General features: G+C 35.4%; 10 protein-coding genes. All 10 read right to left on the reverse strand.

The features are described 5' to 3' along the window. Window positions 1-267 precede the first annotated feature (267 nt). The 10 genes from GA0061080_RS01775 to GA0061080_RS01820 all read right to left on the reverse strand — a co-directional run bounded on the left by GA0061080_RS01775 (window position 268) and on the right by GA0061080_RS01820 (window position 12,613). Entirely contained in the window at window positions 268-2,022 is a 1,755-nt protein-coding gene (locus tag GA0061080_RS01775; protein ID WP_167349160.1) for an acetyl/propionyl/methylcrotonyl-CoA carboxylase subunit alpha, read from the reverse strand. Further along, the gene (locus GA0061080_RS01780) at window positions 2,015-3,622 is read right to left on the reverse strand and encodes a 5-oxoprolinase subunit B/C family protein (RefSeq protein WP_091120039.1); all 1,608 of its coding nucleotides are present in this window, start codon (window positions 3,620-3,622) and stop codon (window positions 2,015-2,017) included. Before GA0061080_RS01780 ends, GA0061080_RS01775 begins: the two co-directional genes overlap by 8 nt. A gap of 162 nt (window positions 3,623-3,784) precedes the next feature. Next, window positions 3,785-4,561 (reverse strand): LamB/YcsF family protein, encoded by a 777-nt coding sequence (locus GA0061080_RS01785; protein ID WP_091120208.1) that lies wholly within the window; start codon window positions 4,559-4,561, stop codon window positions 3,785-3,787. A 14-nt stretch (window positions 4,562-4,575) separates the two neighbouring features. Then, entirely contained in the window at window positions 4,576-5,811 is a 1,236-nt protein-coding gene (locus GA0061080_RS01790) for an NRAMP family divalent metal transporter (RefSeq protein ID WP_209435695.1), read from the reverse strand. 651 nt (window positions 5,812-6,462) lie between these two features. Then, window positions 6,463-6,918, reverse strand: a complete 456-nt coding sequence (locus GA0061080_RS01795) for a prepilin peptidase (RefSeq protein ID WP_091120047.1) — start codon at window positions 6,916-6,918, stop codon at window positions 6,463-6,465. Beyond that, the gene (locus GA0061080_RS01800; RefSeq protein ID WP_091120050.1) at window positions 6,918-8,183 is read right to left on the reverse strand and encodes an RCC1 domain-containing protein; all 1,266 of its coding nucleotides are present in this window, start codon (window positions 8,181-8,183) and stop codon (window positions 6,918-6,920) included. The genes GA0061080_RS01795 and GA0061080_RS01800 overlap by 1 nt, the downstream gene beginning before the upstream one ends. A gap of 27 nt (window positions 8,184-8,210) precedes the next feature. Continuing rightward, window positions 8,211-10,130: a TadE/TadG family type IV pilus assembly protein gene (locus GA0061080_RS01805; RefSeq protein ID WP_091120054.1), complete on the reverse strand. Its 1,920-nt coding sequence runs from the start codon at window positions 10,128-10,130 to the stop codon at window positions 8,211-8,213. Between the two features lie 23 nt (window positions 10,131-10,153). Next, window positions 10,154-10,924, reverse strand: coding sequence for a TadE/TadG family type IV pilus assembly protein (locus GA0061080_RS01810; protein ID WP_091120057.1), 771 nt, complete (start codon window positions 10,922-10,924; stop codon window positions 10,154-10,156). A 22-nt stretch (window positions 10,925-10,946) separates the two neighbouring features. Further along, on the reverse strand, window positions 10,947-11,420 hold the full coding sequence (locus GA0061080_RS01815) for a TadE/TadG family type IV pilus assembly protein (protein ID WP_091120060.1): 474 nt from the start codon (window positions 11,418-11,420) through the stop codon (window positions 10,947-10,949). A 29-nt stretch (window positions 11,421-11,449) separates the two neighbouring features. Next, window positions 11,450-12,613 (reverse strand): CpaE/TadZ family protein, encoded by a 1,164-nt coding sequence (locus GA0061080_RS01820; protein ID WP_091120064.1) that lies wholly within the window; start codon window positions 12,611-12,613, stop codon window positions 11,450-11,452. Window positions 12,614-12,631: the final 18 nt, after the last annotated feature.

The following is a 12,631-nucleotide window of genomic DNA, read 5'->3' on the forward strand; positions in this document are numbered from 1 at the left end:
CTAAAACCTTAACATATTTGAATAATAAATTTATATAAAAAATCATGATAATAATCTTTTTTTATATATTACTTCAAGTAATTACTAAGTTTTATTATTCATTAAAAACTGTCTTGACTTAAGCATCATTTAGTCATTTACTATCAAAAAATGGCTAAACATAAACAAAAAACTAGTATTATTATTTTAATATAATACTAGTTATTAAAGCTTAACCATTAGGCTGTAGAAGTGCCCAAATTGGGATTAATTGAAGCTAATCAGGTGCTAGTTAATTTCAGCAACGACATCACCTGCATTAACATAATCGCCCTCTTGGACTGTTTTGGTTACTGTGCCACTTCGGTGTGCAATAATTTGTACTTCCATTTTCATGGCTTCCATAATACCAATGGCATCACCTTCGTTTACATTTTGGTTATTATCAATTAACCATTTAAAAAGGTTACCAGATACAGGCGATGGTACAAGCGAATCGGATAGTACGTCATTAGCAGAAGTTGAAGTCGATGAGATAACGTTTGCTTCGGTTTGCATAGCAAATCTAGCAAATAGGTTTGCTGGTAAGCCCAGTTTACAGCGTTTGCCGTCAATTTCGATAACGGTTTTTATTAATGCTTCTTCTTTGGCAGGAATTTGCCTTTTTGCAGGTGTGATTGTGGCATTTAATTCGGTTTCAATCCAACGTGTATGCAATTTAAAATCATCACAAAAATCAGAATGTTCAATAACCGCACGATCAAATGGCAACACACTAGCAACCCCTTCAATTGTAAATTCTGCTAATGCACGGCGAGCTCTAGCAATAGCTTGTTGTCGATTATGACCAACTACAATCAATTTTGCCATCAGTGAATCAAACGTGGCAGGAATTGTTGATCCCACCGTTACGCCACTGTCCACGCGAACACCTGCTCCTAATGGTACATCAAAGCGTGTAATAGTACCAGCTACAGGTAAAAAACCATTAGCTGCGTCTTCGGCATTGATACGAAATTCGATTGCATGAGCTTTAGGTTTTGGTGTTTCATCAATGCTTAATGGCAAACCTTGAGCGATACGCAGTTGTTCAACAACAAGATCAATGCCTGTTGTTTCTTCTGTTACAGGATGTTCTACTTGTAATCGTGTGTTGACTTCTAAAAATGATAATTTGCCATCTTGGCTGAGTAAAAACTCAACTGTCCCTACGCCTACATAGTTTGCTTTAGCGCAAATATCAATCGAAGATTGAATAATTTGCTGTTCTAATTGCTCAGTTATAAAAGGTGCAGGAGATTCTTCAATTAATTTTTGATTACGTCGTTGTAATGAACAGTCACGTGTACCGACCACAACAATATGACCTAATTTGTCGGCAATAACTTGTGCTTCGACATGTCTAGGATTATGTAAAAACTGTTCTAAAAAGCACTCTCCACGCCCAAAAGCGGCAGTTGCTTCACGCACGGCAGAATGGTAAAGCTCTTCTACTTCATCTATTTGCCAAGCAACTTTTAAACCTCGACCACCACCACCAAATGCGGCTTTTATAGCAATAGGTAAACCATGGGCATGGGCAAATTCGACTGCTTCTTTAGCGTTTTTAGCAGGTTCTTTTGTTCCCACAACCAATGGCGCACCCACTTGCAATGCAAGTTGCCTTGCTTTGACTTTGTCACCTAATATTTCAATCGTTTCGGGATTGGGTCCAACCCAAATTAACCCAGCATCTTGCACCGCTTTTGCAAATTCAACACGTTCAGATAAAAAACCATAACCAGGGTGCACCATCGTTGCTCCTGATTTTTTAGCTATAGCGATAATTTTATCAATATCTAAATACGTTTCGCTTGGCATATTGCCTGCTAGTCCATAAGCTTCGTCGGCCATTTGTACATGAAGTGCGTTAATATCGGCATCAGCATAAATCGCAACAGATAAAAATCCCATATCACGACAAGCACGCACAATGCGTACGGCAATTTCGCCACGGTTAGCAATTAATACTTTATGCATTATTGTTTGATTATTTTCAGACATGATCAACATCACTCCCTTCAAATTCTTTAAATATCCCTATCGGATTAAATTTTATTTTGGCATTAACTGGTATTTGACCTGCCAAATCTAAATGATAATTACATACTGCACCAATAACAGGATAACCACCCGTTAAAGGGTGATCATTCAAAAATAGTACTGGCTGCCCATTAGCAGGAATTTGGATTGCGCCGATACAAGTTCCTTCACTCTGTAATTCTTGGTGTTTTTCACGACTTAATGGTTGTTCACCAGATAAGCGTAATCCAATACGATTAGAAGCTGGCGTTACTTGCCATAGCTGTGAAGTAAGAAGCTCTATTGCTTGCTGAGTAAACCAATCAGTACGCGGCCCAAGCACAATATCTAAAACAACCACATCCTCACTAGTTGGGTAATTGATAGCAGGGGTTTCAGTTAATGGAATTGGTTTTAACGCATTTGTTTGCTTTATTGCCAATGTTTGCCCTGCTTTTAGTGGCAATGGACCTACTTGTGCAAGGGTATCAAACGCACAACTGGTTAAAATTGGCGATACTTGAAAACCACCACGCACCGCTAAATAACTACGAACGCCACATTTTACATTACCTAAACGGATAATATCACCTACTTCTAATTGAATTGGCCGATACATGGGCGAAGTATAGGTTTCACCTTGTGAGGTGGTGATGGTGATATCGCATACAGCTCCTGTTACTGCAACTAACATGGGGCGGTTTATTTGTGCACTAAAACCGCCTTGAGTAATTTCTAACGCTGGTTCATTAATTGAATTACCTAACACTCGGTTAGCGCTGTGTAATGCGCTTTTATCCATCGCTCCCGATTCAGAAATACCTAACGCCGCCTGCCCAATTCGACCATTGTCTTGAAACAATGTTTGCAATCCTGTCGTTAATACTGTTATATCTTGTTGCTCAACAAGGTCTTCTTGTTTTTTAGCAGCTGATAAATGAGCAGGTAAATGATAAGTTGTTTTCGATTGACTTACATCAATAAAATGAACCCGAGTACCCGGTTTGAACAGCGCTGGCTTATCACGATAGATGTCCCAAACTGCGGTGTCAGTAATACCAATTAGTTGCCAACCACCAGGACTTGCTTGTGGGTATACACTACTAAATTCTCCTGCCAAAGCAACCGATCCTGCCGGAATACGAACTCGAGGCGACTTGCGACGCGGTACATTAAGCTGAGCCGTTTTAGATACCATATAAGCAAATCCAGGAGCAAAGCCACAAAAAGCCACTTGATACTCGTTATCAGTGTGCCTTGCAATGACTTCGGCAACCGTTATACCAAGATAGTCTGCCACTTGAGCTAAATCTTCACCATTATAGCGAACAGGTATTGTTACCAATTCGCCAGATTGTATAACAGTTGCCGAAATATCTAATTGAGCAATCTGCTTAGCAAGTATATTAGCACTGGTTACAATGGGGTTATAACGGATTAATAAGGTTCGTGCTGCTGGGATTATTTCATTGATATGCCAATCAGCAATAACACCTTGAAGCACATCAGTAAGTGCCATAGTTTGCTCAAGGCTGTTTAATTCTACGATAAACGCATCGATATTAACGGGTAAAAATCGCATTAAGTACCTCGAAATATGATCAACATCCAATCACTAACAATACATATTTTATATTGTTTGGTCATATTAAAGGCCAAGTTTATAGCCCACTTGGTAAAGTGTTGTCTAATCATACTTTTATTTTTTTATTAATTTGATTAATTTTTCAAAATATTAACTAATTTATTTATTGTTACTTTTAGCAAACGAGGCAATATTAATGCCATTTTGTTGTAGTTTTTGTCGCACTTTTTGTGCCATCGCTAAAGCGCCAGTGCTATCGCCATGGACACAAATTGATCCTGACTCAATACGCACAAATTGCCCTTCAATAGACATCACGCCACCATCATTAACCAATTGCAACATACGATCGGCTACTAAATCAGGATCGTGCAATACAGCACCTGCTTCTTTACGCGAAACTAATGTACCATCAGCATGATACGCTCTATCAGCAAACGCTTCGGCAACTACGCTTAAGCCACTTTCTTTAGCCCAGTGAATCAATCTTGAACCAGCAAGAGCAACCAAAATCAGCGTCGAATCAACCGCACAAAGCGCATCAATCACCGCCATTGCTTGACGTTTATCGTGTGCAATAGTGTTATATAATGCGCCATGTGGTTTAACATAACTTATTTTGGTGCCGATTGATGTGGCTAATCCTTTAAGTGCACCAATTTGATAAATCACATCAGCGGTTAACTCATCAGTTGCTATATCCATATTGCGACGACCAAAACCGACTAAATCAGGATAACCGACATGAGCACCCACTTCAACATTATTGGCTTTGGCCGCTTTCAATGTTTTTAAAATACCGGCTGGCGAACCGGCATGAAATCCACAAGCGACATTGGCACTGCTAACAACTTTTAGCATTGCCTCGTCATTACCCATTTGCCATTGACCAAAGCTTTCGCCAAGGTCACTGTTTAAATCAATACATTTGGTGATTGTCATATTGTCCTCTATTTTAAATCGTTAAAAATAGTCGCAACCGACATTATGCCCATATACCAAGTCATTGCGCACACTATCACACCTGAAAATAACAACCATCTTGGATAATGATATCCAGACATAAGATCAGCTCGTCGCCAACCAATATACACAAAAATAGTCAAACCAAGCGGTAACACTAAACCATTAAAACCACCGGCAAAAACAAGTAATGATACAGGTGCTGTTCCCATAGCTAAATAGATCACAAGCGAAACAGCAATAAAGATAATGGTGGCAAATTGGCGTTGTCTATCTGTAATTGTTCGTTTAAAAGGTGTAATAAATGTCATTGAAGTATAAGCGGCCCCAATAACACTAGTTATGGCTGCCGCCCATAAAATTAAACCAAAAAGGCGTAATCCAAGCTCGCCCAAGGCAGCCTGAAAGGCTTGCGATGCGGGATTGGCTGCATAACTTGAAATATCAATTGTCACACCACTTGCCACGACCCCTAAAATCGCTAAAAATAAAATGTAACGCATTAAACCAACAACGACAATTCCTTTTGTGGCCGCGCCTGAAACATAATCAATATGCTCTACACCAACCATACCTTTATCAAGTAAACGGTGAGCGCCAGCATAAGAAATATATCCCCCAACGGTTCCACCAACAATAGTTGTGATTGAAGCAAAATTGATATCACTCGGAAACACGGTTTCTTTTAATGCTTCACCAACTGGAGGGTGCGATGCAAATACCACAAATAACGTTAAAACAATCATTAACAAACCAAAACCTATCATTAAACGATCAATAAAATTGCTGGCTTTACGCGACGAAAAGATATAAACCGCTAAAAGTGCACTAATTGCTCCGCCCCATTTAGGATCAAGCCCAACAAGTGCATTTAAACCTAATCCTGCGCCGGCAATATTACCAATATTAAACACTAACCCACCAAATATAATTAGTACCGCTAGCACATAACCACTAAATGGAATTGTGGCATTGGCAATGTCTGACGAGTTCATTTTGGTTAACGCAACCACTCGCCAAATATTTTGCTGAACAACAAAATCGATAATAATAGATGCTAAAATACCAAAGCCAAAGGCAGTACCAAGCTTAACGGTAAACGTAGCGGTTTGAGTAATAAATCCTGGACCAATTGCCGATGTCGCCATTAAAAAAATGGCACTGATTAATGAAGCACGCTGATTTTTAACAAAAGCAACGGTACTACTGCTATGATTTTCCATATGCATGTCTCCTCTTAATTTATTTCTATAATGCCGTAGTAAATATAATTATATTCAATGTTATCTATAAGAAATAACCATGTCATAACTTTAACAAATTTTGATAAATGCAAATTAATATCATTACTACTTTTTACGCCAAAAACTAATAAAAATAATTATAATGATTCATCATCCTGTAGTAATAAATTTATAATGTTCTAAAAACTTGGCATGCACAAAATTGTATACAAAAATGTCTTTATATAATACGTATATCTTTAATTTATATGGCTAAAGATAATAATTTTTGTAAAAAAGTTTCAGAAAATACTACGTTTCAGTATAAAACAAAAACATCAATCTTATACATAATTATAATTTAATGTAATAATTTTTAAAAAATTTTTATTATATCTTTGCGTAAAGCAAGAATAATTATCTTTTAAAACAAAATGGGGTATTAGTGTATAAGATTTGCTTGTAATCAAGCAATCACTTATTTTCTATACATTTAGGTTTACATATACTGTAATTATCGTTCAGGTATAAGGTATTATTAGTTAATGTCATATAAGAAAGGAATGTTTCTCAATCATTTATTTAGAATGAGAAACACTAATACTGATTATCAAAATACACATATCATTAAGGTGAATGTTGAGTTTACTATTACAATATAACCTTAAATAGTGTAATTGATGTTAAAAAATAGCTTGCGCTTATTGCAATTCCATAGGGTAATGTAATACCGCCTTCGGGTTTCTTTAAACGTTTATATATAATTACAAAGATTGCTAGTGGCAAACCAAAAAATGTAATCACAACCAAGAAAAACAGAACGCTGCTTACAGGAATTGTTATTAAAAGTGCCGTAATTAATTTAATATCCCCCGCACCGGCTAATCGGCAATAAAACATAAGCAAACCACAGATTAAAAATATTGCTGATGCACCATAATTTAGCTGTCCTTGACCAAACAAAAAGTTTAAAATAGCCAGAATGAATATTATTATGACGATTTTATTTGAGATTATTCGGTACTTCCAATCCGTATAACAAGAAACTAACAAACACAGCCAAATCGCCAAAATAATAATATCATTAATTAATCCTTGGTTAATCATTAGTAACCTTGCCCTGGAATATAGTTTTCACCATAAACTTTTTTCATTTCATCTGTAACAAATTTTAATTCTACTCCTGGCCAATTAACTGCACCGGTTCCTGAGCGAAATTTATTTGTGCCAGGAAAGCCAACGCCAAAAACTTTACCTTCATCATTCCAATACAGTAGGCTTTCTTTACCTCCATCAACTTTTGTTAAATTGCCAATATGGCTTTTAATCGTTGGTATTGCTTCATATATTATATGATTAAAAGCACCAGCAGTTACACCCCATACTGATATTTTATTGCTTTTTGTGGTAGCAATACATCCTGCATAGCGACAATATAACATACCAACATTACCGGTAATTAATTGAGGATCTTTTATGCCTCTTTCGCACCGACTATCATAATGAGAGTCACAACCAATTCCTATGTGATTTGCTGCCCCCATAGAGTAAACGTCAGCGGATGATGTTACAAAAGTCGTGAACCGATTTCCGCCTGTTATCTGCATAATATTTTTTCCATCAACGGGTAAATTTGTGATTTGTTTCGGAGCAAAATTATAAACATGGACAGGTATATTTTCAAAACCAAATGCATTTGATTCTTCATCCCCCCAGGCAAAAACTTCGCCATTATCATTAATAGCATAACCGCTTTCATAAGCCGCTCCGATTAATACTACCGGTCTATTATTAAAATACTTTTGTGCAATACGATTAACTCCAACTATTGATCTTCTTGTTCCTTGCCCTGCTTGCCCATAAAGATTATATCCCCAAGAATAAACCTCGCCACTTCTTGTTAATGCATAAGAAGTATATTCCCCTGCATTAATCATGATAACATCTTTATTATCTAACACTAAAGCAGGCGAGGTTGGATAACCGTAGTATTTACCTCCGGCAGCTTCCTGATAGCCATTTTGCCCCCACCCCCAAACATTACCTTGATCATCTAATGCAATTATATGCGCAATTCCAGTTGCAACTTGTGTAATACTAAGCCCTTTTTCAACAAAACTTTTCACTCTGGCGGGAGGCGCACTAGATGAAACAGTATAGACACCATTACCTTGTAGGCCTAAATCTCTATATCCCCAAATCCAAAGATCGCCGTTTTCGATTGTTATGCCCGTATAAGCTGAATTGGATGCGGTAGGTATCTGCAATCCTGATTTTATTGAAAACACTACCGCATCACTTCGCTCATTGGCAAATAATAAAGAAGAACATAAACAAAATACAAACAACACTACTAATTTAATCAGTTTCATTTAGAATTGCTCCTATCATATTATTGATTAATTAGACTCACCTTTGTTAATAAAATTTCCCGTCTCTGTTTGAATAATTTTTTCCACTGTATCGAACAATGTCTTATAATCATTAGCCTCGTGCACATATTTTTTATTACCATTCATACACTTGGTAAACCATTTTCCGTATGCATCTGTCGAATTACCTGCTTGTGGATCTAGTTTTATATAATGGATCATCGCTGTTTTAGCTGCTCTATTAATATAACCATTTTTTTGATTATCTAATGAGGTCAACCCGCTAGTTATTGCCTGACAAACACCAGCATCCAAGAAGTTATCTCTAAGAATATCCGCTCCTGCATCATCTTTGCCATCTGTAATAATAATGATCATTTTATTATTACTCTCACCTTTTGCCATTACAGGAACAGCTCTTAATAAAGCAGTTATGGTATCTGTTCCACCGCCTGGTTGCCAGTTTCCATTCTTAATATAATTTAGTAAATCTAAATTATGATTTTTATCTTTACTAAAAGGCACTAAATGAGGGGATGATTTAAATGTTCCAATATGTTTTGCGGTTTCTTTAAACCTTTGGAAGTTAGAGTTCATATTAATCACATCTTTACTCATAATATTATTATTGTATAAAGGTGATTGGCACATTCCCAAAAACGGTGAAAAATCAGCGACAGTTGGCGAAATTGGTCGGTTAAATGTTATTGTATTACTATTGATACCACTAAATAAGGTATCAATTGTACCTTGTACATCGACTGTTTTAGTGTTGGCAAATGAATAATGCACATCAGGATAATCCCCTGAAAACATATAATCATACAGTTGAACTATATTGCCATATTGCTTTTTAATTATTTGCTGGTTTTTATCGCTCAATGGATAATTTGGATCATTTTCACCACAAGCATATTTTGCCGATCCCATATTCAGTTGATCAACATGATGCCTACGGCTACACAATCCACTATTGACTAAAGCTTGATCATTATTAAGACCTTTTGCCGGCCCAATAATTTGTGAATAATAACGATAATTAAAATAATCTAAATAATAATTAACAGTATTCTCAAATTTAGTAAAGTAGTTATAGGATGAAAAGTCATTAATCTCTCCACTTGCTTTTAAATTACTCCATTTTGAATATGCAATATTTTTATTGGCCCAAAAATTATAATCAATTTTGTCATAAGGCGATTTCATTTTATACATAACCGAGCAAGCGTAGCTTTCTCCGCCTGCTGGGTTTTTAGTATCTTGCTGAACCGGTACGCCAATGTCATAAGGAACTAATGCAAATTTAGAATCCCCTTTAAATTTATCAATAATATCAACGATTGCCGCTTTCATGTATTGAAGGCGTTGCTGTGAGCTATTTGTTCCTAAGTAATCGTTACAAGTTGAGTCATTATATTGGCACGTTGCCGAGCCTGAAAAATCAGCAATAAAAGCGATATCAAATGAATCAAAACGTTCAAATTTTTTTGTGTTCCCGTAACTGTCGGATTTATTAGTAACAAACATAGATTTTGACTCACCGGTTTGTTCATCAGTAATTTGGGAATTCAATTTTTGTTTATATTTAATACTATATACTTTTTCTTTTGTGTTATATTCAACATCAATACTATCGCCATCGCCCAACGTGTCAGTAATTTTTTGAGAAGAAAAATAATTGATATAGTTCATTGCCATTGAACGATTATTTTTAATGGCTGTTTCATCAATATTTTTATTGTTTAAAGCTATGATAGCTAACGAGGCTTCGTTAGTTGCTTCAGAAAGCCTTGCACGATTGCGCATTGTTTGGGTATGTTCTATCGAAACTACCATAAAAGCAAGCATAGCTGGGACCATAATTGCAAAGCTTATAGCCACACTACCTAAATTACACTTAAAAAAAGATTTATTATGATTTTTGTGTTCAGATTTGTTATTACTCATATAGACCTCTAATATGCGTGTGGTTAGCGATGATAAATTGGACAAGCTGTGTCTGTAGGATTTAAAATATCATTACAGCGAGACAACACTACAAAATTACTACATAAATTTGGTAAAAAACCAGAGGCAGTTCTGTTTGAGTTAACCAATTTTAAATAAAGACTTTCCTCGTTGACAATACACATACTAACGCGATACAGAGGAATCCAACGCCCTTCTAATTTATTTTCCAAATCACTAATTCTTGGAACATATGGAACTAGTTTTGAATAGTTAGTAAGTGAACCATCTGAACGATCGTCCATCTTAGGTAATGAAGAAAAATACTTGCGAATACCATCATTGCAGGCGCCAGAAGGACAAGATTCAGCACTTAACGTAACAAATTCAGCATCTTTTAAACTTGCTGGGTTATTAACATCTTGAAAAATAAATAAACCATCTACTTTTACAGCCACATTGCGTCCACCTAATAATGAACTTGCTAGTTGGCTAAGTTCTTTTACTTGAGTATCATTAAACAGTTCATGAGATTGAAAGCAAGAGTCAGAATTACTGCATAATGAAGATGTATTCTGAACACTTGAGCTATCTATAATTGGATACAAAGATGACCTTTCACGAAAAATCGAAGCTACCGCATAATTTGCACGCTCTAATCTGCTTTGTAACATAATGCTACTATATACATCATAAATAATAAATACCAAAGCTGAAAAGCACAAAAAGCATGCAGCAAATTCTATTGACATTATACCATCTTTATTACGCAAAAAATTGCCAGAAGATTTCATTGTTATTTTATTCCTTAAATTATCAACTATTTTTATTAAACTCTCGGTAAGCGATAGTTTTTTTTGTCAAAGAAGTATCAAGAATACGACTAAACAATTTGGAAAATATGGCTGAATATTCATACTGCAATTCAAATAACAGTATCTGAGTATTATCAGCAAGCGCAGCTTGGCAACCACCATCAGTTACCTGCTTGACTGTTTCACAATATTTTACTGTTACTGTAAACTTTTGTGGATCAGCAATATAGGGAAATAAAAGTGATTCTGATGCGATCAATTGCTGCATTTGTTGTTGATAACTCGACTGTTGGGAAATTGCTGCTTTTCTGGTTATTTCTGTAGTCATTAAATCCAAAGCCGAACCAATAAACATAATTCGGCTAAATTCAATAACGAACAAAAATAGAACAACTAACGAAGGAAAAACAATTGCAAATTCTAGCGAGACACTTGCTTTTTTTTGGCGAAAAAATAATTTCCAATATTTCAACATAATTTTGCTCTATTTTATTATATTAAGGATTAATCTTTCTTTTTCTTTAATATTGAAAAAGGTGATTTTTGTTTGTTTGTTTCGATTTTTTTATTACCTATAATAGTTGAAGCTATTTCTTTTATTTCTTTACTGCTATGTGCTTTTTTAAATTTATCCAAACTTGGGATAAATTTGCGTGTAAAATCAATATTTCGGCCTAAAAATTCTTCTATATCGCTATCTTGCAAAGCATTTTTTTTATCATAAGGAACATCTTCATTTAAACAAACCAAAAAACGTTTATTTTGGAAATCTGTATTTTGTGTGGTAAGGCGAGATATTTCGTCTAACATTTTTTTAGCAGTTTTGATCGAAAAGGGATCGCGATTTATTACAATAAAAACAATATTAGACAAGGTAATAATCTCTTCAAAGTGCTTAAATGAAGAGGCTAACCCCATATTTTGATCAATAACTGTAATATTAAATTGCCCTGAGTTTAAATTGTCGTATTTCCAAGCGGTATCACTTGGCTCGACTTTTACTTGCAGCGAGAGTTCAACATCAACTAATGAACCATCTTGAGGGATTGGCATTTCAAATAAAAAATCAGCATTAGGACTTGCTGTTGCACCTTGAATATAAAGAAGAGGATAATTTGTTAGTGAACTAATATTTTTTAGCGTATGAACCACTAACGATGAAGTACCAATACCTCCTTTACACCCTAAAAACGCAATAACGCTACCTACTCTTTGGCTTGAACCTGGTGGAGTGATACTCCTTGAATGTAAGATATCTGGAATCTTTTCTAATTGACTATTCTCTAATAAAAAATGAATTCCTTTTTTTAACAAAAATTCAGAAAACTTAATCGAATCATGACTACCAATGAGTATTGTTGATGCTTGAATTGGAAAAAAACGGTTAATATTTTCTGATAAAATTTCTGCATTGTCTTGATCTTTGATATCTAAAATAATAGCATCATATTTGTTCCAGTGTGGAGCTTCCTTTAAATCAGATAACTCTAACGGAAAGATCTCCATCCCTAATACATTGTAAAGAAAAAGCACAGAGCGAATATTTTCAATCAACTCACTTCTTTTACTTAAAATAGCCACTTGAAAACCGGATATACGCCCAACCACAAATTCTTGTGAAGCGCTTTTTGATGTATCATTATCTTTTTTACTACCAAATAATTGCATAATAATCTCACTAGCCTT

Source organism: Gilliamella intestini (genome assembly GCF_900094935.1).
Classification (GTDB): Bacteria; Pseudomonadota; Gammaproteobacteria; order Enterobacterales; family Orbaceae; genus Gilliamella; species Gilliamella intestini.

Excerpts from the sequence above, each read along its gene's own strand:
- GA0061080_RS01775 (WP_167349160.1), bottom strand. The coding sequence starts at position 2,022 with ATGTCTGAAAATAATCAAACAATAATGCATAAAGTATTAATTGCTAAC.
- GA0061080_RS01780 (WP_091120039.1), bottom strand. The coding sequence starts at position 3,622 with ATGCGATTTTTACCCGTTAATATCGATGCGTTTATCGTAGAATTAAAC.
- GA0061080_RS01790 (WP_209435695.1), bottom strand. The coding sequence starts at position 5,811 with ATGGAAAATCATAGCAGTAGTACCGTTGCTTTTGTTAAAAATCAGCGT.
- GA0061080_RS01795 (WP_091120047.1), bottom strand. The coding sequence starts at position 6,918 with ATGATTAACCAAGGATTAATTAATGATATTATTATTTTGGCGATTTGG.
- GA0061080_RS01800 (WP_091120050.1), bottom strand. The coding sequence starts at position 8,183 with ATGAAACTGATTAAATTAGTAGTGTTGTTTGTATTTTGTTTATGTTCT.
- GA0061080_RS01805 (WP_091120054.1), bottom strand. The coding sequence starts at position 10,130 with ATGAGTAATAACAAATCTGAACACAAAAATCATAATAAATCTTTTTTT.
- GA0061080_RS01810 (WP_091120057.1), bottom strand. The coding sequence starts at position 10,924 with ATGAAATCTTCTGGCAATTTTTTGCGTAATAAAGATGGTATAATGTCA.
- GA0061080_RS01815 (WP_091120060.1), bottom strand. The coding sequence starts at position 11,420 with ATGTTGAAATATTGGAAATTATTTTTTCGCCAAAAAAAAGCAAGTGTC.
- GA0061080_RS01820 (WP_091120064.1), bottom strand. The coding sequence starts at position 12,613 with ATGCAATTATTTGGTAGTAAAAAAGATAATGATACATCAAAAAGCGCT.